22 protein-coding genes and 1 pseudogene are annotated in these 25,780 nt (G+C 39.2%); 12 read left to right on the top strand and 11 right to left on the bottom strand.

What is annotated here, in order from left to right:
- Positions 1-140 precede the first annotated feature (140 nt).
- Complete coding sequence (locus tag LEP1GSC062_RS02220) at positions 141-2,420, bottom strand: TonB-dependent receptor plug domain-containing protein (protein ID WP_010577082.1); 2,280 nt, start codon at positions 2,418-2,420, stop codon at positions 141-143.
- 1,318 nt (positions 2,421-3,738) lie between these two features.
- Positions 3,739-4,635 (bottom strand): EAL domain-containing protein, encoded by an 897-nt coding sequence (locus tag LEP1GSC062_RS02205; protein WP_020983185.1) that lies wholly within the window; start codon positions 4,633-4,635, stop codon positions 3,739-3,741.
- A 1,118-nt stretch (positions 4,636-5,753) separates the two neighbouring features.
- Here LEP1GSC062_RS02205 and LEP1GSC062_RS02200 point away from each other — a divergent pair.
- The 3 genes from LEP1GSC062_RS02200 to LEP1GSC062_RS02190 all read left to right on the top strand — a co-directional run bounded on the left by LEP1GSC062_RS02200 (position 5,754) and on the right by LEP1GSC062_RS02190 (position 8,296).
- Positions 5,754-6,824: a sensor histidine kinase gene (locus LEP1GSC062_RS02200; RefSeq protein WP_010577085.1), complete on the top strand. Its 1,071-nt coding sequence runs from the start codon at positions 5,754-5,756 to the stop codon at positions 6,822-6,824.
- The gene (locus LEP1GSC062_RS02195) at positions 6,811-7,482 is read left to right on the top strand and encodes a response regulator (RefSeq protein ID WP_010577086.1); all 672 of its coding nucleotides are present in this window, start codon (positions 6,811-6,813) and stop codon (positions 7,480-7,482) included. The genes LEP1GSC062_RS02200 and LEP1GSC062_RS02195 overlap by 14 nt, the downstream gene beginning before the upstream one ends.
- A gap of 154 nt (positions 7,483-7,636) precedes the next feature.
- Entirely contained in the window at positions 7,637-8,296 is a 660-nt protein-coding gene (locus tag LEP1GSC062_RS02190; protein WP_020983282.1) for a DUF2461 domain-containing protein, read from the top strand.
- Between the two features lie 948 nt (positions 8,297-9,244).
- Here LEP1GSC062_RS02190 and LEP1GSC062_RS02185 read toward each other — a convergent pair.
- From LEP1GSC062_RS02185 to zapE, 7 genes are all read right to left on the bottom strand, one after another.
- Positions 9,245-10,111, bottom strand: a complete 867-nt coding sequence (locus LEP1GSC062_RS02185; protein WP_010577087.1) for an IS3 family transposase — start codon at positions 10,109-10,111, stop codon at positions 9,245-9,247.
- Positions 10,108-10,383: a transposase gene (locus LEP1GSC062_RS23820; protein WP_010577088.1), complete on the bottom strand. Its 276-nt coding sequence runs from the start codon at positions 10,381-10,383 to the stop codon at positions 10,108-10,110. Before LEP1GSC062_RS23820 ends, LEP1GSC062_RS02185 begins: the two co-directional genes overlap by 4 nt.
- A complete protein-coding gene (locus LEP1GSC062_RS02175) occupies positions 10,335-11,387 on the bottom strand; it encodes a peptidase (protein ID WP_010577089.1) in 1,053 nt (350 codons plus the stop codon). Before LEP1GSC062_RS02175 ends, LEP1GSC062_RS23820 begins: the two co-directional genes overlap by 49 nt.
- A gap of 921 nt (positions 11,388-12,308) precedes the next feature.
- On the bottom strand, positions 12,309-13,451 hold the full coding sequence (locus LEP1GSC062_RS02165; protein ID WP_010577091.1) for an N-acetylneuraminate synthase family protein: 1,143 nt from the start codon (positions 13,449-13,451) through the stop codon (positions 12,309-12,311).
- 73 nt (positions 13,452-13,524) lie between these two features.
- Positions 13,525-14,322: a 3-methyl-2-oxobutanoate hydroxymethyltransferase gene (gene panB / locus LEP1GSC062_RS02160; RefSeq protein WP_010577092.1), complete on the bottom strand. Its 798-nt coding sequence runs from the start codon at positions 14,320-14,322 to the stop codon at positions 13,525-13,527.
- Positions 14,306-14,755 carry a 2-amino-4-hydroxy-6-hydroxymethyldihydropteridine diphosphokinase gene (gene folK, locus LEP1GSC062_RS02155; protein ID WP_010577093.1) on the bottom strand — a complete coding sequence of 150 codons (450 nt, stop codon included), beginning with the start codon at positions 14,753-14,755 and terminating at the stop codon, positions 14,306-14,308. The genes panB and folK overlap by 17 nt, the downstream gene beginning before the upstream one ends.
- A complete protein-coding gene (zapE, locus tag LEP1GSC062_RS02150) occupies positions 14,752-15,609 on the bottom strand; it encodes an AFG1/ZapE family ATPase (protein WP_010577094.1) in 858 nt (285 codons plus the stop codon). The genes folK and zapE overlap by 4 nt, the downstream gene beginning before the upstream one ends.
- 316 nt (positions 15,610-15,925) lie before the next feature.
- Here zapE and fcpA point away from each other — a divergent pair, with 316 nt between their 5' ends.
- A complete protein-coding gene (fcpA, locus tag LEP1GSC062_RS02145; protein WP_010577095.1) occupies positions 15,926-16,837 on the top strand; it encodes a flagellar coiling protein FcpA in 912 nt (303 codons plus the stop codon).
- A gap of 218 nt (positions 16,838-17,055) precedes the next feature.
- The gene (locus LEP1GSC062_RS02140) at positions 17,056-17,457 is read left to right on the top strand and encodes a hypothetical protein (RefSeq protein WP_010577096.1); all 402 of its coding nucleotides are present in this window, start codon (positions 17,056-17,058) and stop codon (positions 17,455-17,457) included.
- Positions 17,458-17,797: 340 nt separating this feature from the next.
- On the opposite strand, the gene LEP1GSC062_RS02135 is transcribed toward LEP1GSC062_RS02140, so the two are convergent.
- Both LEP1GSC062_RS02135 and LEP1GSC062_RS23815 read right to left on the bottom strand, forming a co-directional pair.
- A complete protein-coding gene (locus LEP1GSC062_RS02135) occupies positions 17,798-18,904 on the bottom strand; it encodes a DNA alkylation repair protein (RefSeq protein WP_020983202.1) in 1,107 nt (368 codons plus the stop codon).
- A gap of 140 nt (positions 18,905-19,044) precedes the next feature.
- Positions 19,045-19,215: pseudogene (locus tag LEP1GSC062_RS23815) on the bottom strand (IS5/IS1182 family transposase); the annotation flags it as partial.
- A 733-nt stretch (positions 19,216-19,948) separates the two neighbouring features.
- On the opposite strand from LEP1GSC062_RS23815, the gene LEP1GSC062_RS02125 reads away from it, so the two are divergent.
- From LEP1GSC062_RS02125 to LEP1GSC062_RS02085, 7 genes are all read left to right on the top strand, one after another.
- The gene (locus tag LEP1GSC062_RS02125; RefSeq protein WP_020983257.1) at positions 19,949-21,406 is read left to right on the top strand and encodes a CARDB domain-containing protein; all 1,458 of its coding nucleotides are present in this window, start codon (positions 19,949-19,951) and stop codon (positions 21,404-21,406) included.
- 571 nt (positions 21,407-21,977) lie between these two features.
- Complete coding sequence (locus tag LEP1GSC062_RS02115; protein WP_039940944.1) at positions 21,978-22,874, top strand: hydroxymethylglutaryl-CoA lyase; 897 nt, start codon at positions 21,978-21,980, stop codon at positions 22,872-22,874.
- Positions 22,871-23,785, top strand: coding sequence for a TIGR02757 family protein (locus tag LEP1GSC062_RS02110; protein ID WP_010577102.1), 915 nt, complete (start codon positions 22,871-22,873; stop codon positions 23,783-23,785). Before LEP1GSC062_RS02115 ends, LEP1GSC062_RS02110 begins: the two co-directional genes overlap by 4 nt.
- A gap of 316 nt (positions 23,786-24,101) precedes the next feature.
- Positions 24,102-24,491: a Zn-ribbon domain-containing OB-fold protein gene (locus LEP1GSC062_RS02100; RefSeq protein WP_010577104.1), complete on the top strand. Its 390-nt coding sequence runs from the start codon at positions 24,102-24,104 to the stop codon at positions 24,489-24,491.
- Between the two features lie 77 nt (positions 24,492-24,568).
- Entirely contained in the window at positions 24,569-24,988 is a 420-nt protein-coding gene (locus tag LEP1GSC062_RS02095; RefSeq protein ID WP_020983178.1) for a c-type cytochrome, read from the top strand.
- 90 nt (positions 24,989-25,078) lie between these two features.
- Positions 25,079-25,294 carry a hypothetical protein gene (locus LEP1GSC062_RS02090; RefSeq protein WP_004506920.1) on the top strand — a complete coding sequence of 72 codons (216 nt, stop codon included), beginning with the start codon at positions 25,079-25,081 and terminating at the stop codon, positions 25,292-25,294.
- A 51-nt stretch (positions 25,295-25,345) separates the two neighbouring features.
- Positions 25,346-25,684, top strand: a complete 339-nt coding sequence (locus LEP1GSC062_RS02085; protein WP_010577106.1) for an STAS domain-containing protein — start codon at positions 25,346-25,348, stop codon at positions 25,682-25,684.
- The last annotated feature ends 96 nt before the right edge of the window (positions 25,685-25,780 follow it).

Genomic DNA, 25,780 nt, shown 5'->3' with positions numbered 1-25,780 from the left:
CTTTTTGCAAGTAAAAAGTATGATTCTTGTCGGAACGCTTGAAAAATATCAGTTTTTGATCCTTATGATCCCAAAAGCCTTCTTAATTTGTGGGTAACGTTATGCTATTCTATGGATCGCTATGACAGAGAATATTATCTTTAAAATCGCATTTCTATTCCGAAATTGAACATCGGAATCTTAGTTTTACCAACGTCAAGACCGTTTTGATTGATATATCCAGTAGCCGGATTCTGACCTGGAAGATAAGGCGCCAACGTATTATAAAGGGTATTTGAAACCGCAATCCGATTCCCTGTGAGATTGATGATTTCAAGATATAAATCCAACTTTGCCCAACTCGTCGTTATAAAACGATCGAATCGAATATCAATTTGATTATACGACGGAAGCCGCGCAGACCGAAGATCCCTTGAATAGACCGGAGTGTAAAGGTTTACGGAATTAACCGGAGTAAGTTCCGATCCGACGATCGGAGTATATGCATAATTCGTTAAATGAATGATTCTAGTACCAATTTGCCAAGTATCCTTATATTTCCAACCGCCGACTATACTAAGCATATGTGTCCGATCGAGATCATAGTATTCTTCTTTCGAATTTTTCTTTAGAACTTCGATACTTCCATTGTCATAAACGTTAGTGTAATAATCCTTAGATACGTCCTGATATAAAGTCCTATGATTTTTAGCTAGTTCATTATGGATTTGAAGTTCAGTATCGTTGAGAACGGGCTGATTTCTATTTCGTTTTGTCAAAGAGTTCGTATAGGAAATCCAACCGAAAAAGCCGGAATCCTCCGGAATTTCCTTTTTTATCATCAATTCGAATCCTTTGGACCAACCAGACATAGAATTCGAATAATTCAAATTTCTCTGAGATACAAATTCCGTGTTCTGATTGTTAACTCCGGAAATGAGATTGTTGATATTGGCGGCGGAGGAATTGTAAATGAAATTGTCCCGAACGACTAGATTATCAAACGTGTTTTTATAACCCTCCAACTTTATGGAATAACTCGATAAAAATTTCTGCTCGATTCCAAAATTGGAATGTTGGGATTCTTCCATCTTAAGATTAGGATTCCCCATCCTTTTAGAAATATAACTGACGTCCGTGGGAGCTTGAAAGAATTTCCCGGTTCCTCCGAAAAAAGTAGTTTTAGTGGAATCTAACTCCTTCGCAAACATAAGTCTTGGACTTGTTTTCCATTCATCCGATAAGTCGTGATAATCCCGCCTCACTCCGAGCGATAATACATTACCCTTATAATCAAACTTCATCTCGGAGAAATATCCTATCTGCCTATGAACCATTCTATCCCCTTGTAAAATTGTGGATGTGTTCGGGTCGGAAAGTATAAATTTAGTGATTTTAAGGAATTCGGGATTTTCGTTGATGTAGATTATTTTACCTTGAAAACTGGATACGGTTTCCCTATATTGTCCACCCGCCCTAAGCTTTAAGATTTTCTTGAATAAGTTCAACTCCATTACGTCTTCAAAATAACGAAGATCTTCCGAAAAATTGTTTCCGAGAGTATTCGCTTTTTGTAATCCTTGCACCAAAGCGGCGAGAACTCCTTGAGAAGTGTTAACAAGGTAAGTACTATTTTGAGTTCTTTCTTCAAAATAACTTCTTGATATGTTCATAGTATTCGAAACGGCTTCAAACGGTTTCCAAACATATTGAACTCCGTCGGTTCGAAAATTCCTATCAACAATTAAAGCATCGTTGATGCTTTCCATCGAGTCATACTTAGGTTTGTATTGTTTGTTCGCGGCAAAAGGATGACGATAATCTTTCGTTCCGAAAGAAGAAAGTGTGATAGAGTTTTGATTATCGATGTCCCAGTTGATCCGAAATTGATAATCGCTGTAATCGGAAACAAACGTTTGATTCGGTACTAAATCCGGAATTCTTCCCAAAACGTAATTCGGATAGTATTTTCTCCCCGACACACTTACATTCAAATTTTTTGATATATTTTTAAATACGTAACCGTCCACCAAGAAAGTATTTAGATTGAGAACAACGGAATCGTTTTTCTTTTTAAATCCTTCGACAGCAATGACTCCGCCTGTTGCAAATCCGTATCTGGCAGAATAAGTACCCGAATAAATTTCCAAAGAACGAATCGCATTATTGTTCAAAACGGAAGTGATCCCATCTGCGTGAAATGGGTAGATTAAAGGAAGACCGTCGTAATAAAATTGGTTGGCTCGAGTTCCCGCTCCTCGCATCACTAGAAATCCTCTCTGACTATTGGAGATATCCGGGCTTTTATTATTGGGAGCGGTTTGACTCAATCCGATTGCCATTGCGGATTGAAAACCAGCGTTTGTATAATTTTGAAATATAGGTGCAATTCCCGGAATGTTGAATACAGCCTTTAAAGAATCTCCGAATGTACCGGGCATTTTGTTGATTTCTTCCGGCTTTAATCGAACAAAATCCGGTCGATCCCTTTCGCCTACTACTTCGATACCTTCTTTTTCTTTTGTTTTACTTTGAGCGTATACATCCAAAGAAAAAATACCTAGAACGTAAAATAAGAGTACATAAAAAAAAGAAAGTTTATTTATTTGAAATTTAGTTCTATAAGAGCGAAAGAACGAAAGAACGAAAGAACGAAAGAACGAAAGAACGAAAGAACGAAAGAACGAAAGAACGAAAGAACGAAAGAACGAAAGAACGAAAGAACGAAAGAACGAAAGAACGAAAGAACGAAAAGTTTTCTAATACTTGCATATAAAATCCGAACGCTCCCGAAATCCATGGTATTCTATGATACTTTGCACAATAGCGCACTCCCTAAGTAACGTTCCATAAAGTAAAAATGTCAGCAAGACTTTTTTTCAGACCTCCTTACAAAATAATAATTCTAAGACAAAGCTTATTGAGCGATACTTACCTTCGCAACGTGAGATACGGTAGAAAGCGAGATTCTAAAGTTTATAAACCCTAACGGTTTCAGTGAATCAAAATGTCTTGAAATATCGGGAACTTCGTTTGAGACAAAGTCAAAAGCGCATAACGTTTATTGAAAACTTTCTTTCCCAATCAAATTGTATTTGTAAACGAACCTACGAATTCCTGATTCGTTTACAAATCGACTGGATTTTCGCGACAACTTCTAAGAAACAACTCAGTAAGAATGATATTCAGACCATAAGTTATCTCAAAAATATTTTAGAATGATTAAGGTAGTCACATAAAAGTGGACAGCCTTTTAAGCAAAGATAAAGTATCTTTAAGATAACTTATAATTATGAATTTTAGATGTTAGCATATTAGATGTCAGTGGACAGTGTTTTAGGAATCAGGGTTTTAAATGTTCTTGGATAACATTTAGCCCTTTAAACTCCTGATTTTTTGTTCATCAAGCGGCCTGATTTCTGTTAAACCTAATTTTAGGACTTTACATTACATACAAGCCCTAACCACTGACCCTTAAAACCCTGACATCTACACTTGGGAGCTACTGCGTTTTATTACGAACCCTGGTTTTAGTTGATTTCTTTTGAGGCTTTAGAACAGCCTTTAAATTATCAATCGACTATTATAATCAGATTCATCAATTATTTCATAGAGACTAACTCCTAACAAAACGTTATACAAATACGATTCATTTTCGGATAAATCCGCAATAGATACAAAGACAATTCTTTAGAACTATATCGATATCGAAAAGAATCGTTTTTTACCGGGAAACGGAAAGACGATTGGACGATGCCCTCAAACCACAAGATTTTTGGATTGAAATAAAAAACCCTGTACTAAAGGAAATCCCATTTCTGCCGCTATCAAAAGATCCTCTTGAGTTTCAATTCCCTCCAAGATACACAGGATGTCCGCTTCTCTCGCAAAGTCCAGAAATCCCCAAACGATATTTTTATAATATGCCTTGGCCCTAAAAAGATCAAGCCAGCATTTGTCAAATTTAATAAATTTTGAATATTCTAAAAAATCAAAGCAGAAAAGATTCCGCTTTCCGCCCACGTCGTCGAGCGCGATCGGAATGTTCGACTGTTTTAATGCGTCCAAACAGAATCGAGTATCTTCGATCAGAGTGGAATCCGTATTCTCTATGATTTCACAAACGATATTCCTTTCCTTGCTTAAAAACTCGTGCCAATCAATCGACTGCGATCGATTTTTACAGACATGGGGATCCAAGTTTAAAAATAATTTTTTCCCTTGTGGACGGTTCCTTACCTGAAACCGTTTTAAATTCTTTTCGAATTCAAAAAATAAATCCACTTCCTGATGTAGTTCGTTAAAAACAAACTTAGGAGAGATACTTTCTCCTTCGACGTAAAATCGCGCCAAAGCTTCGTACGCGAAAACTTTCCCCGTTTCCAGAGACAGGATAGGCTGATATTCCGTATGGAAATCCCCAGTTTTCAAGATATCGGTCAATATCTTAAAAAGTGTTGAACCAAAGTAAGGACCGTCTTCCTCTGAAGGAGAAGAAAACGGTGTTACGGTTTCGAACTCCGTAATCATTTTTCGAGCCGTTTCATGTTTTTCATTGAAAGAGAAAAGACTTTGAGCGACTCGCTTGTCTAAAGCCGAAATAGGTTTCGAAAAATCCCAATTCACGTTAGACGACAGATCAAGAATTTCTTTCATTGTGAGACCTCTTCGCTTCCAAGGTAGAAAAGAGATCGGAAAAGTCAAGAAATATGAGAATGAAACTCAAAATCAAATTTAACTTCTAAAAACGAAAAAAAGAGTTTCAATCATTTCATTCGAAACGGTCTTGTAAGTTAACGTGAGTTCATGGAGAAAATGAGAAAGAATTCTCTAAAAGTAGGAGTTCCTACAATTTTAGAATTATTCGTAAAATCGTGATTTGTGCTAGTTCCCACACTTTAAGAATAGATTTACAAAGTTCAAATTCCAACTTTGTTTCAGAAAAATGAATCATGGATTCTTACGACCCTGCTCACGTTAAGTTATTTTTGAAATAGATTCCGGATTGATTGCACGAAGTGGAAGATTTGAACATCTTGAGTAATGTCCTTGGTAGTCATAAAACAGCTCTGTTTTTGCTTTGCGAAACATCTACTGCGAAGGTGGAGAATATATCCAAAGTTTAGAACGTGGAAATTCCCTCAAAAGAAATAGTCAAAAACTCATAAATTATCCGGAAAAGATACAATCCGTGAGAACTATTGCATTTGTATAAGAGATCTGCAGTATTATTTTTATACGTTTCCGAAGTAACATTCAAAAACTTAAAAAAGTTGATTCTTTGATGAGTTCTTGGTCTTTCGCGTAGATCCTATCGATGAAACAAGCGGGAACCTGAAACTTCTTGAATCAATAGGACGGCTCCTCTGACTGCAACCACGCTTAAGAATCGTCTCAAGACAAGATTACTCTGGTAAATTTCGTCTTGGAACGCGGCAAACGCGATGAGCGTAAATATTCAGTCGCCGAGTTAGAGAAATTCAGTACCAATCTTTAATATAAGTCATTCCGTTCATCAGTCGACCTTCCCAAACAACAACTTCAGGAAATGGGAAGGTTCCAGGAAATTCTACAATGATAAAATGATCCGTAAAATCCCACTCAAAGTGGAAATGTTCACTCAAACTCTACGAAGGCGAAGACGAACAAACTAACGTCTTCAAAAGAATCGCGATTTAAGGGAAATAACGTAGTTCTTTTTTCCGGGATTTTTCCCCGGAATTTCTTTTTTTCTTTTCTTTCTTTGAAGCAAAGTAATATTGTTTTAACCTCTTATGCGGGATTTAAAACCTAAGATTGGAAAAAGTCTTTTCCCCCCGGTTATCTTAAAGTCAGGACTTTCGCCTAAATTCTTTCTCAACCTTCTCAAGGAAATTTCTCCTATCGTCGCTATCGACGATAAAAGAACAATTCTATTTGCCAACGAATCCTTTCGGAAAGAATTTGCAGGAAATTCTCGCAATTTGGTGGGCAAAAATCTGTTTCGGATCTTCGGTCTTAATCCGGCGGATCAAGAGGAAATGGAATCGAACATCAAACTTTCCAAAAAAGGAATGGTTCAGAACCAAGAATTCAAAAAACAAAAGATTTACTACGGTTATTCCGTGTTTCGTTTCGGGGAAAGTATAGGAATCATTCTCAAAAATATTACGGAAAATAAAAGGTTGGAAAGAAAAATCGCCAGCCTTCACACCAAACTTTTACAATCTCAAGAAGAAGAGAGAATTCGACTTTCCAGAGAACTACATGACGGAGTCGGTCAGACAATTCTCGCAGCCAAACTCAACTTCCAAGCATACAATAGAAATCCAAAAGTTTACGGAGCTCAGTTCGATACCGGCCTTCTTTTAATCGATAAAGCGAGTCAAGAACTGAGAGATATCTACACGAACTTACATCCTTCCACTCTTCGGGAAATCGGTTTGGAAGCCGCGATTCGCGCTTTGAGTTCGGATTTGTTTCCGTCTATGGATGTGGAAGCCGATTTGGATCTTAATCTGAAACCGGACCTGGAATCCACGGTCGCAAATCAAGTTTTTAGAATCGTTCAGGAAATCTTTCAGAACGTGATCAAACATTCTCAAGCAAGAAAAATTTATCTCAAGATTCATGTCAAAGGAAAACAGCTGTTCCTTGACGCAAAGGACAACGGAATCGGTTTCCAGGAAAAAAAAGCAAGAGCCAAGTCCTCCGGTTTTGGACTTGAAAATATCCGCAGAAGAGTAGAAGATTTAAACGGTAAATTTAAGATCGAATCCTCTTCGGGAAAAGGAACTAAATTTATCGTCCGAATTCCTTTAGAAAAAACAAAAACACATTCGCCAAAAAAATATGAAACCTACTAACACAAAAATATTCTTAGTTGATGATCACGCTATTCTTAGAGAAGGACTTAAGATGATCCTTTCCGGACAAGCCGGATTTGAAATCTGCGGTGAATCCGGAGACGCTGAAAAGGCTCTGGACCAAATCGGTAGATTGAATCCCGATTTGGTAATTACCGACATCTCTATGCCCGGTTTAAGCGGGATTGATCTTGTCAAAAATCTAAGAAAACATTATCCGAATATTCGGACCATCATTCTTTCCCGACACGACAACAGAGAATACGTTCAGAAATTATTGGAATTAGGAATCAACGGTTACGTTTTAAAAGACGACGCCGGCAATGATCTCCTTCGCGCAATCGAAGCGGTTCACAAAGGAGAAACGTATTTAAGCCCCGGAATCACCGCCCATTTCCTATCCGGTTTTGTAGGTTCTGGAAAACCGGGTGAAGAAAATCAAGACGCCAAAAAAGCGTTCTCTGTTCTTTCGGATCGAGAAAGGGAAATTTTAAAACTGGTCGCCGAAGGGAACTCCAACGAATCCATCGGTAAAATTTTAGGAATTTCTCCGGCCACCGTAAAAGTTCACCGAGCGAACATCATGAAAAAGTTGAATCTTCATAAGGTTGCGGATTTGGTTATGTATGCAATCCGTGCGGGTTTGATCGAATCTTAATCTTTTCCCACATATATTTGTTTTTACGGAAAAATGAACGCATTTCTTACGCCAAACTCGCGTGAGTGGGATCATTCAAGTCCCAACTTTGTTGATTCATTTTTGACTTGATCGAAGAAAGATCGGACAAAATTCTTATGCGAAAGGTTTTTTCATGTTACGTCCATCCACTCTCGACTTTCTCAAAAAATTGGCCAAGAACAACAATAAACCTTGGTTGGAAAAGAATAAGGATCTATTCACTGAGGCTAAGGCGGACTTTGAAAATTTAATCACGGAATTGATTGTAGGGCTAGCGAAATTAAACCCATCCTTGGCTGAAGTCGATCCAAAAAAATGTATCTTTAGAATCCATAGAGACGTTCGTTTTTCTAAAAATAAAGAACCCTACAAAACTAATTTCGGCGCAAGTATAGGAGCAACCGGTAAGGATTTAGGGAAACCTCTCTTTTACCTTCACGTTCAACCGGGAGGAGAATCTTTTCTCGCCGGCGGTCTTTACATGCCAGATTCTCCCACATTGAAAAAAGTTCGCGAATATATATTAGAAGATTCTAAATCTCTAAAAAAAATAGTTCAGGAAAAAAAGTTTGTTAAAGAATTCGGCGGACTTGCGGATATGAAATTGAAAACGGCCCCGAAAGGTTTCGCCAAGGATCACCCCGACTTAGAATGGATTCAATATACGAGTTATATCGTGGAAAAAAGACTGAAAGACGAGGACCTTTTGGCGCAGAATTTCATCAAGAATACGATTGAGTCGTATAAAATCCTGCAATCGTTTCTTAAATATCTGAACGACGCCCTTTCCTAAGATTACCTATTTTAACGTGAGTTCGACCTAAGGAAATGAGAAAGAATTTTCTAAAAGTAGGAGTCCCTACTTTTAGAATTTATTCGTAAAATCGTGATTTGTTGTAATTCCCACGTGTGCCATACAAACTGAGATAGAGATGAGAAGTCGGCTTACAATAGGCTTCAAACACCTCAAGCGGCATTGATAAAGAGTCAATGTCGTGAGCGTTGAAGGAAAAGGCATAATGAAAACGTCAGGTGAGAATAAAAGAGGCGAACGCAAGTGAGCCGCTGACGACGCGTCGAGATACAATTCAATAAGTCATCAAAAATGGGAAAAGTTGGGATAGCCCATGAGAAGTGTGCGGAAGAAATCTGTTTACTGACCATGGCGACCGGGCATATAGGCGGCGTGAATTCAATTTAGGCTCTAACTTGGAACATGGGAACCTGTCGTATTGATGCTAAAGGAGAAATTTAAGTGAGAAGGACTCATAGGAATGAGAGTACGGATGCGATGCACAGGGACTCGTAGTAGTGATGAAGTTTCTGTAATGGAAATGGAGCGAAGGTATCATGTCAAATCGGTCTGTGAACGGAATCAACCGCTTAAACGGGGAAGTTCAGAATATCATTCTAAACGGCTTCTTCATCCAAAAATAATTTGGACGAAGAAGCCGAAGTCATTTAGAGGCTACAAGTCGAAGTTGCAGTCAGATACTTATCACCGGTCGTCTGGTTTGGGACGACTGTCGTAATAGAATTTAAACCACAGTTAATTCGTTTATAAAGCGGAGGCCTCATCGTAAAAATTTCCGATTTCAAATCGTTAAATTGCCAGCTTAAAAACTGATACATTTCGTCATACGTCGCAGTTTTTGGAAACGAAGCCGTGGCAATCGAAGAGTTACAAATCGTTCCTAATGTCGGATTTGGATTTGGAGTTCCCCCGAAAAAACGGACATGGTCATGCAGTAATTTTCTCTCTAAACTCGACTGGTGTAAGATAGCCTAAAGCCGAGTGTCTTCTCCTTCTATTGTAATATCTTTCGATATAGTCAAATAGAAAATATTGAGCTTCTTTTATAGTGTTGAATTTTCTTTTGTAAACCTCCTCAACTTTTAAAGTTTTAAAGAACGATTCCATCGGAGCATTATCATAACAGTTACCTTTCCGACTCATGCTCTGAATGAACTCATTCGTATTTAATGTTTTTCTAAAGTCTTCGCTTGCATATTGAACTCCTCTGTCAGAATGAAATATTACTTTTTTAGGATGTTCTCTTCGAATCAACGCTTTCTCAAAAGCCTTGAGAAGGTGTTTGCTTTCCAATGTAGAGCCCAACTCCCAACCGATGATCTCTCGATTGAATAGATCTTTGATTGCAAATAGATAAACCCATTTTCCAGAAACAGGAATATATGTGATATCCGATAACCAGATCTTGTCTAAGTTCGATGACTGAAAGTCTTGATTCAAAAGATTGGGAGCCAACGGAAGTTTGTGTTTCGAATCGGTGGTCGTAGGACGAAAGGAACGCTTCATATCGGCTTTTAAGCCCATTTCACGCATTCTTCTGTAGACTCTATTCTTGGATACAAGAAGTCCTTCTGCTCGTAGATCTTGGTGAATCCGAAGATAGCCAGCTCGACCTTCATGCTCCTTATGAAACAGATGTTGGATCTTTATATCTAATTCTTGATTCGATTTTCTTCTCTCACTATCCGATCTATTCAACCAATCATAATATCCGCTCTTAGATACATTCAAGATTCTGCACATATTCTCTATTCGGAAAGATAAATGTTTCTTTTGAATCAACGAATATTTCATTTCCGAGGTTTCAAGAAGATGGCCACGGACTTTTTTAATATCTCCCTCTCCTCCGTTACTTCCGCTAATTCTTTTTTGAGGCTGATTATTTCAGTCTCTAACGCTTCCTTGAACGGTCCATCATCAGTTAGATATTTTTTCTTCCAGTTTATCAGTGTATTTACCGAGACCCCCAAGTCTTTCGACAACTGAGTTATTGACTTTTTTGTTTTTATCAAAAGCTCTACCGCGTTCTTCTTGAAATCTTCATCATACTGTGTTTTACGAGCCATGCTTTCTTATCCTTTTTTGATGCACAGCCGTGTCCACTCATTCGGGGGAGGTTCAGTTCCGAAAGATATGGATATGTGCTTAGAACATCGGTCAAAGCCAAAGTGATCATCGGTTGCCAAATAGGAAGATAAAGATAGATATTATTTAAACTGTAGATCGCAGTATTGATGATCCAAACTTGGGAATCTGTGTTGAAATTCGTATTCAAAGCTAATTCCGATAGCCTATCAATCAATACAACATCGATACTCGCTAGAAATTGAGGAAAACTAGGATGAGTCTGACGAGATATCAAATTGAAAACGGCAAACAAAGCATTGTTCTGCCAATAACTAGTTAATCTCTGCTGATCGCTTAAAGTGATTTCGAGAAACGCGAGAATACTCGAATAAAGAGCATCTCCAATTTCTGCGTTATTCACCGTTACAAAAAAGGAATGTGAAATTTCTCCGGCTTCTTCGGTTCCATCTAAGAAATTGCCGCTATTTCCAAAAGTCTGCAACGGATTGATCAAAGCTTGTGAGATTTGATTTCGATCAAATGGAAGGGACGGATAGTAGTATTTTAAATAGAATCCAGCCCAAAACGTTCTGTACAATTGCAAAAATTTTAAATCATTCGTACCATCGTAAGAAGGAACAAGATCGTTAAATTGCTTCACTACGGCAATCATATTCGCTTGAGAATAAATCGAATTTGAATACTGATTGTATTCCCAGACAAAATTATCGATACAATCAAGATCGTGCATTCTCAAGAACGTAACAAACTCATCCGGTTGTAAATTAGCAACGAAACTTCCGGTACATTCCGAAAGAATTATACTTTGTACGGTCTTTTTTGAAAAATTATCGGGCTTGGAAAATTCAACCGCCGGAATGAGAATTCTTTTTTTTGAATCCGTTTTTACGTCAAAGTCTTGATCATTTTCACTTTCTACTTGAGCAGATCTAAGACCGATTGGTTCGTTTAACGAAGCAACGCTTCGCGTCACCGATTTCATTGTAGGTTGCGTAGTTGTTCCCAACAAAGTAGCCCAAAAACTACGATCATTCTTTGAACCATTATTTTGTTTACTACATCCTAATAACGAAATAAAAATCATGCTAAAGGTCAGCATCATCTTGCAACTTATACTTTTTATCACTTTTATGTTTTCTCCTAATTTCTTTTAAAACATTCGTGATTAAAATATTCTCAAAGAATTTGAGAAAAAAAATATTTCATTATACTCAAAAAGAGAAATGAGCAGCCATGATAAAACGACAAGGTTGCATCCTATTTAACGTGAGCTTGATATAACAAATACGAAAGTGTTGGCCCAACATAGTTTAGAAAGAAAACTATCTGAATGTTTTCCTATGGATCGTGTTCAGAGAGTCGTTGTATTCAGTTTATTCGCCAATTTACTTTTTTTAAAATAGAACTGATGTGTTCTATGTATGTTTAGTAAACACACTTCATTTTCAATAAGATGTTCGGAGGAAATATCCCACTTCGTTTAACATTGTGGCTGAAAAAGATAAAATTGTATTCAAACGATCCATTCAGAATAGAAGTTATAAATTTTTTGAAAAATCATCGGACATTTTACAAATCATCTTTAAAAACACAGATTCTTTCCACCTCGTAAGAACTCTAACAAAACATAGTGACACCGAAAAACTCCACGTGAGCGGGCCGAAAAGAACGAGCGAGAGCCCGAAGGCATACGACTTGAAGCACAATCTAAAAAGAATATTCCATTTTTTGGCGAGAGACGCGCCCAAATAAAAAAAGCGATCCTGAAATTTTAAGACCGCCTTTGCGTATCAAATACCGGCTTTAATCCGGTATTTTCAAACAAACACGCATTTAATGTTTGCAGCTATTTTGGAAATACCTTTTAAGAATCGAAATCTTGACTCGCCCGAAATTCGCGTTTTTACTTTCCCGATTTGCGTTTCAGGAAATAAGAATCCGCCTCGTCCGTAATCGGACGGATCACCTCTTCGTATTTCAAAATCGATTGAACCGCTTTTTCGTAAATGCTCATCAGAAGAGCCTGAGCCGCGTCGCACATCTGTTCCTTTCTGAATTCTTCGACGTGAAGAGTTTCCGTGATGGAACCGTCCGGATTGAAAGGGAGCGATGCGAGAAGATTCGAAATTACAATTTTGTCGTCTCCCGCGACATGAGAAGGATCGTAGATCACCGGAAGAATCGTCTGATTTTTTACGTGAGTGATTACGTTTAAGTCAGGAGTATTTCTGCAGTAGCCTTCCTTGATAAAAAGAGTTTTCACTCCTCTTTCACAAAGTATAATATTCAAATTTCCTTGATTAGCGATGTATTCCGCTGCGGAAAACCATTCGACTGCTTCGTTACCAAAACCGCGTTTTAAAATCACGGGTTTTCCCGTTCTTCCCACCGCTTCGAGAAGTTCAAAGTCCTGAGCGTTTCTGGTTCCGATCTGAATCATGTCGGCGTGTTTGGCGACTTCTTCGGCCATCGTATGATCCATAACTTCGGTCACGTAAGGAAGACCGGTCTCGGCTTTTACCTTATCCATCATCGCAATTCCTTCCCAACCAAGACCTCTCCAGTCGGTAGGACGAGTGCGAGGTTTAAAAGCTCCGCCTCGAAAGATGATTCTATCTAAGATATTGTATTTTTTTCCGAGCTCTACCGCTTGTTTTGCGATCGTCAAAGTTTGTTCATAGGTTTGAGGAGAATCCGGTCCAACGATAAAGATATGTTTTCCCGTTCCAAACTTACGAACCAGTCCGTCGGGACCTTTGACTTCTACGATTCTTGTTTCTCTGTGAACCACTTCTCCGTTTTTACCGGCCGCGGTTTTTGCGATGTTTTTATAAGGAATGGACACGTTCCAGATTTTAGCAACCCCGGGGAGTTCTTTGACATAGCCTTCTTTTTCGGAAATTTTGCGGGTATCTCCAATAAAATGAATCGTATCCGATACCGCAGCGCCGCGAATGATTTCGGTTTGATTCCCGCATTCCTTTGCCAGTTCTTTAATTTTGCTCTCCGTTTCCGGATGGCCTTTCTCTAACTCAACTATGTCCACACTTCACTCCAAAATGGGATATTCTCCCTTAAGTTAACAACCTTCTATGTCTCCGATTATCGTCAAGAATTCATCAGAAACTATGATCTTTCCCCGGAAACTCTCCGGATTTTACTTCCTTGTTATAATTTCCAACCGCATCCCTTACGATAGAATGTAGATTGGAAAACTTCTTCAAAAACTTAGGCTGAAAGTTTGCATCCAATCCGAGCAAATCGTTTAATACGAGAACTTGTCCGTCACAATCGGGACCCGCTCCGATTCCGATTGTGGGAACTCCCACTTCCCGACTTACTCGTTGTCCTAGCTCCGCGGGAATCATCTCCAGAACGATGGAGAATGCGCCTGACTCGGAAAGCGCAATCGCCTCTCTGAGAAGTTTCGCACCGGATTCTTCCCCTTTCCCCTGCACTTTATGACCGCCGAACACATGAACACTCTGAGGAGTGAGCCCCAAATGTCCCATGACCGGAACACCGATTTGTTTGAGAATGGCGACTAACTCGCAGATAAAATCGGACCCGCCTTCTATCTTGATCGCATCACAATCGGTTTCCTTCATCATTTTTCCGGCGGAGCGAATTCCTTCTTCGATGGAAGTCTGATAACTTAAAAATGGAAGATCGGCTATGACAAATTTATCGGGAGCGCCTCGACGAACCGCTTTTGTATGATAGATCATTTCTTCCAAGGTTACGGGAAGTGTGCTTGAATTTCCTTGAAATACCATTCCCAGAGAATCGCCTACGAGAATCGAATCGATCGGCGTTTCGTTAAGAATTCTCGCAAAACTGAAATCGTAACACGTAACTATGGAAATTTTTTCATTTCCTTTCTTTTCAGGGGAAAAAATTTTATGTATGTTTTTCATACTCGCCTCCCGCAAAACGTTCGTATAAAGAACCCTCGCCGATCGATTCCAAAATTTCTCGGATAAAAGGACGAGTAAAAAGAGAATGATGGGGAAGATGCAGATTATGAGTATCCATCGTAATCACGTCGTAAGCAAGAATGTCGATGTCAATTTCTCTCGGTCCTTTTTCGATTTCTCGAACGCGGCCCATTTCTTTTTCGATTCTAAGCGCGACCTCAAGCAATTCTTCCGGATTGAAAGTAGTTTCAATTTTTAGAATCTGATTGAGAAAATCCGGTTGGTCGGTAACTTCCAAGGCCACTGTGTTCAATGGCGGCGATTCTTTTATGACTTCGATCCCGATCGTATTCTTCAATTTGCGAATGGCGATCTTTAAAAACTCTGCTCGATTTCCAAGATTGGATCCTAAGGAAAGAAATGCTTCTTTCATCCTCTTCCTCCAGATTCAGAAAGTTTTAAACGATAATCCGCGCATTCTAAATGGACTTCTTCGGTCATTTCCCGAAGTCTGGAATAAATTCTACCTTCGGCTTTATCTTTCCATTCTGCGGGAGAAGTATTGGATGTGAGAATGGTGAGTTTTTCCTGCTCGTATCTTGCGTCAATAAGATCGTACAATTTTGAGTTGGACCAATCAGATTCCTTTTGAACTCCAAAATCATCTAACACCAGTACCTCGACTTCGGCAAACAACGTTTCGATGGTTTTTTCCATCCCGTGAGTCTCGGAATCTTTTTGATACGTTTCTCTCAACGTATTGAGAAAGTCCCGATTGATCTTTGCGTACTTGCAATTTGTTTTATATCGAAAAATCAATTCGTTGAGTATGATACAGGCGAGAAGAGTTTTTCCAGTTCCCGGTCCTCCCCAAAGATACAGTCCGTGCGGTTTAAACCCTGTGTCATTCCATTTGTGTACGAGATCGTGAGCCCAATTGTGCGCAATTGTAAAAGAAATTCCCACGGCGGCGCTATGGTCTGTTTGATCCAAAGTTCTATAACGATACTTGGGAGGAATTCCAGATTTTTTGAATATAGTTTCCAAAACCCCCAGTTCCATTCTCGCGTTATGACAAACACAAGGAATCATTTTGCCAAGCGCCTCGTCATAAACTCTCCAAGGAGGTTTACCTTTGCAGGGACAATTCTCGGAAATACAATGGCAAATAGAAAGTACACCCGAATGGGTTCCGGAAACATTCTCGGTAAGGGAAAATCCCACTCCCGCACATTGCGGACAATCGGGGGTTCCTTCTCGGGCGGATGTGTAATTCTTAAGAATCATACTGGTAATTCCAATTTTTTCATCAAAAGAAAGAAGGAAAACCTTTTCTGAAAACAGAATCTGCTGGAAAAATCAAAGGAAGTATAGAAAGTAGGGAAAACTTTCAACTCCAGGAAAACTTTCCAAAAAGTACAAAAGATTTTTTTGAATTCCAGAAATCGGATGTTTTATGTCCCTTCTCTAGAATAAAGTGGAAAAAAAATTCGTTCTTAGTTTATATCCTAAGGGCCGAAGTCCGATAGATATACAGGAGAGAAGGCACAGGATGTACCTTTTCCCTAATACCATTGAAAGAGAATTAAAAGGTGTGAGCATTATGAAGGTGATGAAAAGCATATTCATTCTTCTGGCCGTGCTGGGACTCAACCTGTCTGTTTTAGCTCAGCAAAACAATCAGGGCGATAATCAGCAAGCCAATCAAGCTGTAGAAAAAATTGACGAGCTGCTAAAAGGCGAGTTGGTTCCCGAAGACGATGACAAGAGCCTCACGGAAGAGCAGAAACGTCGTAAAAAAGCAATCCAGGAACAAGAAGCTCTGTGGAAAAACCCTGATTTTAAGGGCTATGATAAAAATTTCCAAGAACTCCACCAGCTCTCCAAGGCATTCGCGAACAACAAATTTAGGCTGGCATTATCCAATTACCAATCGGGAGTAAACACGGTTCTCAAAATGAGAGAATCCGTGGAACAATACCGTAAAGAAGAAGCCGAGAAAAAACGTCTCGATGAAAAATGGTATTGGCAAAAGGTCGACCGCAAAGCAAGAGAAGACCGTGTCGTTTCTCGCGAGAAACTCGTTGCGAAACAACAGGCTCTGAACTATTTCACTAAGGCGATCAATCACTTAGATGAAATTAAAAACCCAGATTTGAGAGAAAGACCGGAGTTCAAAAGACTTCTTTCCGACACTTATAGATCATGGATTCTCACTGAGTATGATTTACAAAATCTTCCGCAGTGTATCCCCATTCTCGAACTTTATATCGAAATCGATGAAAACGAGAAGGAATATCCTGCTCACAAATATCTGGCAAGTTGCTACGCTTTCGAAGAGAACATGATCAAAAAATACGGCGGAGCCTCTGAAGATCAGATGTTCAAATACCGTTACAAGAAAAACGTTCACCTTCTCAGAGCAACCGAGTTGAAATACGGCAAAGACTCTCCGGAATACAAACACATCGTAAACCTTGTGAACAAGGACGAAGTGATTTCCGTAAGACCGTAACCTACTCTCTTTCAAACGAAATGGAAATAAAACCCCGTTGATTTCAACGGGGTTTTTTTATTAGTTTTTGGCGTGCCTCTCGCCAAGATATTCAAAAAGTGAAATGTTATTTTTTGATAATTGTATTTTGGAAAAGAGACTGAATTCCAAATTTTACGTTTTATTGATAGACACGATCCGAATCATAATTTACGTTCTTCCGTTAAACAAGGTCCACTATGATTCTATCCGAAATGATACTCATCACCGCAGCCGTCTTGAATTTGGCTTACGGAAGTCTCACCGGTTTTCCGTATGCGCTCGCAAGAAAGAAAACCGAATTTCCCTCGCGTTATTTGCAGGCGGCGCATATCGGTTCCTTGATGCAAGGTGCCATGCTTTTGGGATTGGTGGCCGCGTTTCGATATTCGCATTTATCCGAAACACTTGAATCGATCGGCGCGTCCTTTTTTGCGATTTCTTCCCTTTTCTTGGCGCTTAAGGACACGGTTAACTGGCTTCAAGGAATTAAAGACGAATTTCAAGAAAATCCTATATTAGGAAAGTCTTTAGGAGCAATCGGTGTTATCGCCAATTTAGGCGGAATTGTCGTGATCGTTTATGGAGTATTGTTTACTTAATCTTAAAAACGAAACGAATTTTTCAAAAAATGGGAGAGTTCCCGCACAAGCTCCGAAGTTCGATGAACATTTACGAATTTTTGCGTTCGATCGGATTTAATCCGACAAAGATCGGGCGTTCGCACGCTCCACATCCCTAACGCACGGAAACAATCCTATGTTTCAAAAAAATATGGGAGTTCCTACAAGTCGTTCTAATTGAGTATCGAATCCGAATCGTTTTGTATGAGTTCCTACAAATTACGTCGCATATTCGAACGATTGCTGATCCGAAAAATTTTTTCTGTAGGAGTTCCTACATTTAAAAAATTTCCGAACGACTCTAACAACTCCATCCGCCTCAGCGGACGACTTTAAAATCGAATTTCGATTTTAAAATTCCGTTGATATGAATTTCCAACGTATGTTTACCCGGAACGTGAATCCTGGTCGTCATCTGCTTAAAGGATTGTTTCTTATCGTACGAAACCGATTCTTTCGGTTGAAACGTTCTTTCTTCGATTTGAAACACCTTTCTCGAAGTTTTACCGGATTCCTTTGCATAATGAATCTTATATTCGATTCTGAGACGGCTCGGTTTCGTATCCAAAGATCGAACTTTAAATCCGAAAAAAAGATCCCCTCCGATTCTTACGGTTTGAAACTTCGGTTTTAAATCTAGAATTTTTGCATTTACCTTGGAACCGAAACCGAAAATTTTCATCGCTTGGGAATTTCCTTCTTTCAAAAGACCGCGTAACGCGTGTTTTAAAAGAGCGTCCCTTTCGTTCGAAAAACCTGCCCATTTTTCCGCGATATTGAGCACCAATCCGGGATGATCTTTGGAAATATCGTTCAAATGGTTTGCAACGCTTCTGCGAACGACTTCGTCGACGTCGTCTTTTAGATTTTCCAGGATCGGAAGGGTTTTCTGCGGTTCCTGCTTTAAACCGGGAATTCCCATTCCCCAAGGAAGTCTGGGCCTGCTCCCTTCGGAAGCCAAACGCCGCACATCGGCGCTTTCATGTAAAGACCAATCCAACATCTGATTCCAAGTAAGTTCGGAATGTCGGATTAAAAAAGAACGGATCGAAAACTCGCAAGAAATCAATTGCGTGATTCTTTCAAAGGCGATCATGGATTCGTTCGGGTAATCGATCCCGAGAAGTTCAACGGTATCCCCTAAGAAAATCGTGAGAAAAACTTCCTTCCCTTCGAACTTCTTTTGAAGAGAATCCGTAATTTTGAGCAAAGGTTTTAAGGTTTTCGGAAACGGTTTCGATAGGTCTTCCGCCAAAGTTTCCGCGATCCTTCGGATTCTTTGTTTGAGTTCGAGCTGTTTCCAATCCTTTTGTTTGAATCGTTTGATCCATTCTTCCGAAGCAACAAAAGGAATTTCTTTCGAAAAAGAATCCGCGATTTTCTCCAACACGTTTTGTGAATATAGATCTTTGAGTAACTCGGCCATTTGAGAATTTCCACTTGTCAATATTGTAACAACGTCGGTTTAAATTGTTCCGACAAACGAAATGCTAAAAAGAAAATTGCCAGTCGAATCGAAATCCGATCTCGATTCAGGATTTCTTGTTAGAGCGTGCCCAAAACCTATTAAGTGCACATTCTAATTAAGATGATAGCAACTGCGATTTGAAATAATGGAGTATAACTTTCGAGTTTGAATTCCCAACAAGTTTTTATTCCCCTAAAAGCATTAAACCAAGCAAAAGTACGCTCGACAGTCCATTTAAAAGGTTTTAGGGTAATCTTTTCGGGTTTTTTATATCTTAAGCGCCCCCTCAAAACCTGAAAAAAGATCAGCTTCAGCAAGTTCGTAATAAAACGCAGTAGTTTTTATAGATTCCGTCTCCTTTTGGTAAAAATTTATTTTAACGTGAGCAGGGTCGTAAGCAAATGAGAAAGAATTTTCTAAAAGTAGGAGTCCCTACTTTTAGAATTTATTCGTAAAATCGCGATTTGCTATAGTTCCCACATTTTAAGAATAGATTTACAAAGTTCAAATTCAAACTTCCTACAAAAAAAATAAATCGTGAATTTCTTACGACCCTGCTCACGTTATTTTACGGAATTTCGAACAACGGATTTTATCGTTGTTAAATTTCTATTACTGATTCCTACAGAATAGAACTCCAAAAATTTCGCTTTTAAACGGAAGAGACTTGGCCAAAGCCGACGTTACCCTCTTATAGAAGCTTAAGAGTTCCGCATTGATAATTGATAAGCTTTTAATACAGTTACAAAATACTTTGCGCCAATGTTTGTTCTTCGAATGACGGAAATTTTAATTTTCTACGTTGAAAAAGGAGATTTTGAACATAAAAGTTTCTTTTGAATGTGTAGTATTTCCTTGGAATGATCCTTTTAGGAAAAAAATTTCAAGATTTAGATTCATTTTCTCTCAGTTTTTGCATTAAGTTATAACTTGGCCTCTTTTCTCTGATTTAAAAGTCAAAAAGAAATGTTCATCTATTTGTGAATTTTTGAGGAGATGACAATGAAAAAATTCCTATGGAAGACGATAACAACTACTCTCTTTATCTTATGCTTAACATCGTATTGTAAGGGAGAGGGAAACGACAATTCATCCTTGTTGCTACTTTTAAGTCCCAAGCAATCTTCAGGTGTGAATGGTTTAACCAATTCCGAGGCTGATTCTCAGGAAGCAGGCGCTCAAGTAGTTTCGAATTTTGAAGATTTAAATGTAAATCAAGGTGAACCTGATTTGGTTCTCTTCGATCCAAATCTTAAAGCTTGGATCGATCCCGCAGATGACAATCAATGCTTCTTTCACTTTACTTTAAAAGTAAAAAACAGAGGAAATGGCATCTTCAATCCGCATTTCAAACTTGCACCGTCTGTCGAATCAAAGCCCAACGTAAAACCCGATATTGGGATAGACAATGCCATTGGAAATTTACGTCCTGGGGAAATTCAAAATTTATCATTCCTCTCTAGATACCATATTAAAAGTATCGTAGACCCGAATGGTGAACTAAAAATTCGATCCGAATTTATTGGTGTGACCGACGGTTCCAAAACAGATAGTCGGTCCGCGTTTGCTTCCACTTTTGATTGTGGAGCTAAACCGACCGAATCCGGTTCTCCCGATCTGATTGTCGCTCTTAACGGTGTAACCGAAGTAAAACCCGGACAAGACATTTCTCAGAAATTAAAGGTAGAAGTCTCCAATGTAGGAAATTCGTCAGCAAATGGAAGTCGCCCGGGTAATGAAGGTTACATGGTGGATCTCATATTGTCCAAGGACACGATCGTGCCCGAAGGATATGCTCCTTATTCTCCGGATTATAAGGAAGACGGCTTGTTAGGCGGCGGAAGAATCAGCAACACTCCGGATCTAACTACGGGTGCTCATGTATTTGTGAGCGAGGGTTCTAACTTCATTCCTAACAATGTTCCATCGGGTAATTATTTTCTTTGTGCAAGGGTGGATGTTGGATCCAAAGTAGCTGAGTCGGATGAAAGAAATAATACGGCTTGCATTCCGATTAAGGTTCAATCCAACGAGCCGCAACCGGATTTGATCATTCCACGAGCATCCATCTATCCAAGCGGAATGAAGTGCAGAGCGGGGAAACCTATGATGTATATTACCGCCGAAGTAAAAAATATCGGAAAAGCGCCGAGCCCACAAAATTTAAATGTCGGCCTCATAAACGCGTTGGACACAAACGGAGAAAGATGGGGAAAAGGGAATGGAGTTTGGGGAAATGGAATAGGACTTGAGTCCATTGAACCAGGGGAGACGGTTACCGTAACGTTTCCGATTTATTATCTAGTTGCTGAACCTTCCTATATGGAAGGAAAGCACACCTTTGATTTAAAAGTCAATCGTGGAAATTGGATTGAGGAATCGGATCTTAAAAACAACGGGTATAAAAAACTTTTGGAGATTACGATTCCGGAAGGATATTGTGAAAGTCATCCGGGTTGATCGTTTAGAAAATTTGATTTGAAATCCTGTCATCGGGCTCGGGGTCTATCTCGGCCCGATGTTTTTTCTTTTTGAAAGAAGCATTCAAACAAGAGGTTATAATGACATTCCTATCAAACTTGTCATCGCCATTTTTAAGAATGAAATTTTATGGATTCTTCGAACTGACGCTCATGGATCCACCCGATCTCTAACAAACGTGTCACGGAAGATTTCAGGAATTGCGAAGCCCTCGATAGAATTTTAGAAACGCAGATGCCCTTTGCCATCATCTTTCAGATCCGACTATTCAATCGCAAAACAGATTCCATTGCTCATTCATTTAGTCACCTAAGCGGGCTCATATGTGCGATTATATAATTTATAGTTTAAGTAAAAGAAATTCTAAGTCTTACTAAAACCTATCTCAAAAATACTTTATCTTTATTTAAAACGACGATTCCGATCCTTCTCAAATATTTTCGAGATAGGTTTTAGACAAATGACGGTTTCGGAACAAACTTTGATAATAGGCAAAGAATCAGGATATTTAGCTTGCCGACTTTCCATACAAGGATCGGATGATAGGAAAATGGAAATAAAAATCACAGAAGTAGGCCCGCGCGACGGACTTCAAAACGAAAAACGTGCGGTATCAACAGAGATCAAAGCGGAATACATTCGACGTTTGGTTCAAGCGGGTTTAAAAAACATAGAGGCAACGTCTTTTGTAAAAAAAGAATCCATTCCTCAATTGGCGGATGCTTCGGAACTTTCCGCACTTTTGGATCTAAACGGAGATATTCGTTATTCGGCATTGACTCCGAATATAAGAGGTTATGAAGCCGCTAAAAACGCAGGTTATAAGGAAGTTGCGGTTTTTACGGCGGCTTCCGAATCATTCACAAAAAAAAATATCAATCGAACGATCATGGAATCCATCGACGGATTCAAAGAGATCTTCAAACTTGCGAAAGATGACGGTATCCGAGTTCGCGGTTATGTTTCCACCGTGATCGATTGTCCCTATGAAGGTAAGATCGATCCGAATAAGGTTCTAAACGTTTCCAAAATTCTTTTGGATTTAGGCGCTTACGAAATTTCGCTCGGCGAAACCATCGGCACGGGAGTCCCCGCAGAAGTAGAAGTATTATTAGAACGTCTTCTCAAAGAAATTCCTGCTAATAAACTTGCTGGACACTTTCACGACACGTACGGAATGGCGATCGCAAACGTGGAAAAAGCTTTTTCAATGGGACTCCGTTCTTTCGACTCTTCTTCGGGAGGCCTGGGAGGATGTCCTTACGCCAAAGGAGCCGCTGGAAATTTAGCTACCGACGACTTGGTATATTTTCTAGAAAAATCGGGGATCTCTACGGGAATCGATCCCGACCTTTTATGGGAAGCGTCTGCTTTTATGGAAAACGCTCTTTCCAGAGAACTACAGTCAAGAACTTATCTGGCAAATAAAAAGAAAAGAGAATCTTGAAACACCCTTCTCAAAGAATCAAACAGGTTCTGAAAAAAATTTTCTTAGAATACCAAACACCCCAGTATCTCAAGTCGGATCCGATAGAGTTTCCCCATTCTTACTCGAATCTTCAAGACCGAGAAGTTTCCGGATTCATTTCCGCTTTATTTTCCTACGGAAACGTGACCTCAATCAAGGAACATCTCAAAAAACTTTTTACACTTTGCGGAAACTCTCCATATCAATTTCTTTTAAAAGAAGATCTCAAATACATCCAAAATGAACTCAAATCCTATCGTTTTCAAAAACCAGCCGATATATATCTTTTTTTACAAACGATTCAAAACAAACTCCAAAAAACAAAAGATCATAGACTTGAATCACTCTTTTCCATGCCCAAAGAAGGAGAATTCAAACTCTCTACAAAAGATCAAAAATCGTTTACGGAGGGAGGAACTTTAAGACGAAGAATTCTTGCTTTTCAACTTCGGTTTTTAGAGGAATCCAGAAAGATCAATGAAAAACAAACGGAAAGTTACGGATATAAATTTTTAATCGGACAAGGAGTTCGAACGACCTCCCTAAAAAGATATTCCATGTATCTTCGATGGATGGTTCGAAAAGAATATCCGGATTTCGGAATTTATACCACAATCTCTCCTTCGGAATTACAATTTCCTTTGGATATTCACATTCAAAGAATTGCAAGCGTTTTGCAGATAGGTTCCCGTCAAACACCGGATTGGAAAAAAGCCGAAGAAATCACAAATTTTTTCCGGGAAATTTTTCCGGACGATCCAGTCAAAGGTGACTTTGCCCTCAGTCGATTGGGAATCCTGAAAAAATGTAAATCAATGTATGATAAGGAACTCTGCGAAACCTGTAGAATCAATACGATCTGCAAAGTCTATGAAAAAAGTATGGATTAAATTGAAAGCTTGTTTAGATTTGCGGAATATGGAGATATGTAAAGATTGGAATGTCGAAGACTATTTAAAAACGAATGAGCGCAAAAAAATTCCGCTTTTAATCAGAAAATGGTTCGACGGATTACGGAAGATTTTAATCGATACATTCGACGAGCTTTTTCAAATTAACACATTAAAATATACTAATTTATCTAACGATAAAATCCCAATGCAAAAGCGAACGGTCATCGGAACTTGGGAAACAAAATTCAAAGGGCTTTCGTGATCGACACACTCAGGTTAGGCAATCGATGCGCGATTCGGAAAGAGTTTAAATATGTCTGAAACTATATTAAAAATCTTGAAAGGAAAAAAATGCGATTCCTGCGGTTTCCAAACGACGGAATCTTTGATCGCTTGTTCTCAATGCGGAAATTCTAAAATATCCGAAATTCGATTTTCAGGTAAAGGTAAGATTTACACTTATACAGTAGTTCACGTAGGTTTCGGGCATCTCACCCAAAGAGCACCTTATGTTTTGGCGGTTGTAGAGTTGGAAGAAGGAATCAAGGCGATGGGAATTTTAGAAGGAGAAGTTTCCGATGTTCCCGTAACCGAATCGGTAAAAATCGACCTTCCCGTTCAATTCCAAAGAGATGAGCCCGGAATCGGATTCATCTTTGGCCTCGTTTCATCCCCGAAATCCCGAGAAAAATCAATCCCATGACATTTGTCTGACAAAAAAATCCTATCATGAATTTTCCTCACAAGATAAGCTGGCTTGCTAAATAGAGGTGATTTTCGATGAACTCCAAAAATATGATCCTTTCCATCGTTATCGCTCTTACCTCTTGGGTTCTTTTTTTGAACTGTGGAGATAAGTCCGAAAAACCGGTTGAAACGGCGTCCACTCCTACTGCAACAGAGTCCGCTTCAGCTCTCAGCCCCGAACTTCAAAAGGGACAGGAAATTTTTAACCAAAACTGCGCTTCCTGTCACGGAGAAAAAGGAGCGGGAGACGGAGCCGCTGCAGCAAGTCTCAATCCGAAACCTCGTAACTATAGGGCCCCTGCTTCGCAGTGGAAAAATGGGAATACAGAGGCGGGAGTTCTAAAAACTCTCAACAACGGAATTCCAAACAGCCCGATGGTCGCTTATAAATTCTTAGGTGATGAAAATCTCAAACTACTTGCAAAATATGTAGTTCATCTTTCTCAAAACTAAGATTTTCTCTCGGATCGGAAAACAAAAGTTTTCCGATCCATTTCTACTTTTTCGATTGGCGTTTTTTGACCCCTAAGCTACATTATTCTTGTGAATTTAAACAACCCACTTCCTCCCTGTGGCGAAGACTGCGGAGTCAGCAGAACTTCTCCCAATAGTCGAGAAGAGAAAATATATTCCAAATTCGGTATCTTTTTGATTCTCTTCGGAATTTCATGCAAACCGAAGGCTGTTAAATTTTATTGCAAAAAATGTGGAAGACAATTTGACCAATTGTCTCCGACCGAACTCGGAAATTATGCGTAATTCGATTGACTTTCATAGAATTTAGCGATTTTTAAGTTGTAAAATTTCTTTATGCCCGACGACTTCAAAGTTTCTGTAGATCTTGCCGTCTCCGTTCCGATCATCCATATCGAAGGGGAAATTACATCGGAAGCGGATGAGGAAATTCTAGAAAAATACGAATCTATCCCTCAAGAAAAACGAGATCGTGTGATTCTAAACTTTCAGGGGACTTCTTACATCAATTCGGCCGGGATTGCGACCCTCATCAGCTTGATTACAAAAGCTTCCGAGACAAAAAAGAAGGTTGAATTCGCAGGTCTGAATGAACATTTCAGAAAGGTAATGGATATTGTAGGATTAACGGATTTCGTTTTGATCCATAATTCTCTTCAAGAAGCCCTTAAGTAACTTGAATTGCACCTAAAGAAATCTCCTTTCTAAAACTCCCCAAAGGTGCGTGGAACTCTATAGGAATTTAACAACGAAAAGGTTATTCCAAAAGCA

It is taken from the genome of Leptospira alexanderi serovar Manhao 3 str. L 60 (assembly GCF_000243815.2).
Taxonomy (GTDB): Bacteria; Spirochaetota; Leptospiria; order Leptospirales; family Leptospiraceae; genus Leptospira; species Leptospira alexanderi.
Note: the sequence above shows the minus strand (reverse complement) of the source record. Positions and strands in the feature narration are given on the sequence as shown.

What these genes read in the sequence shown, in the direction of transcription:
- LEP1GSC062_RS23820 (WP_010577088.1), bottom strand. Translation starts at nt 10,383, where the DNA reads ATGGCTCGTAAAACACAGTATGATGAAGATTTCAAGAAGAACGCGGTA.
- LEP1GSC062_RS02200 (WP_010577085.1), top strand. Translation starts at nt 5,754, where the DNA reads ATGCGGGATTTAAAACCTAAGATTGGAAAAAGTCTTTTCCCCCCGGTT.
- panB (WP_010577092.1), bottom strand. Translation starts at nt 14,322, where the DNA reads ATGAAAAACATACATAAAATTTTTTCCCCTGAAAAGAAAGGAAATGAA.
- LEP1GSC062_RS02140 (WP_010577096.1), top strand. Translation starts at nt 17,056, where the DNA reads ATGATTCTATCCGAAATGATACTCATCACCGCAGCCGTCTTGAATTTG.
- LEP1GSC062_RS02115 (WP_039940944.1), top strand. Translation starts at nt 21,978, where the DNA reads ATGGAAATAAAAATCACAGAAGTAGGCCCGCGCGACGGACTTCAAAAC.
- LEP1GSC062_RS02095 (WP_020983178.1), top strand. Translation starts at nt 24,569, where the DNA reads ATGAACTCCAAAAATATGATCCTTTCCATCGTTATCGCTCTTACCTCT.
- LEP1GSC062_RS02205 (WP_020983185.1), bottom strand. Translation starts at nt 4,635, where the DNA reads ATGAAAGAAATTCTTGATCTGTCGTCTAACGTGAATTGGGATTTTTCG.
- fcpA (WP_010577095.1), top strand. Translation starts at nt 15,926, where the DNA reads ATGAAGGTGATGAAAAGCATATTCATTCTTCTGGCCGTGCTGGGACTC.
- LEP1GSC062_RS02175 (WP_010577089.1), bottom strand. Translation starts at nt 11,387, where the DNA reads ATGAAATCGGTGACGCGAAGCGTTGCTTCGTTAAACGAACCAATCGGT.
- LEP1GSC062_RS02195 (WP_010577086.1), top strand. Translation starts at nt 6,811, where the DNA reads ATGAAACCTACTAACACAAAAATATTCTTAGTTGATGATCACGCTATT.
- LEP1GSC062_RS02125 (WP_020983257.1), top strand. Translation starts at nt 19,949, where the DNA reads ATGAAAAAATTCCTATGGAAGACGATAACAACTACTCTCTTTATCTTA.
- LEP1GSC062_RS02085 (WP_010577106.1), top strand. Translation starts at nt 25,346, where the DNA reads ATGCCCGACGACTTCAAAGTTTCTGTAGATCTTGCCGTCTCCGTTCCG.
- LEP1GSC062_RS02135 (WP_020983202.1), bottom strand. Translation starts at nt 18,904, where the DNA reads ATGGCCGAGTTACTCAAAGATCTATATTCACAAAACGTGTTGGAGAAA.
- LEP1GSC062_RS02185 (WP_010577087.1), bottom strand. Translation starts at nt 10,111, where the DNA reads ATGAAATATTCGTTGATTCAAAAGAAACATTTATCTTTCCGAATAGAG.
- LEP1GSC062_RS02100 (WP_010577104.1), top strand. Translation starts at nt 24,102, where the DNA reads ATGTCTGAAACTATATTAAAAATCTTGAAAGGAAAAAAATGCGATTCC.
- LEP1GSC062_RS02220 (WP_010577082.1), bottom strand. Translation starts at nt 2,420, where the DNA reads ATGCCCGGTACATTCGGAGATTCTTTAAAGGCTGTATTCAACATTCCG.
- zapE (WP_010577094.1), bottom strand. Translation starts at nt 15,609, where the DNA reads ATGATTCTTAAGAATTACACATCCGCCCGAGAAGGAACCCCCGATTGT.
- folK (WP_010577093.1), bottom strand. Translation starts at nt 14,755, where the DNA reads ATGAAAGAAGCATTTCTTTCCTTAGGATCCAATCTTGGAAATCGAGCA.
- LEP1GSC062_RS02190 (WP_020983282.1), top strand. Translation starts at nt 7,637, where the DNA reads ATGTTACGTCCATCCACTCTCGACTTTCTCAAAAAATTGGCCAAGAAC.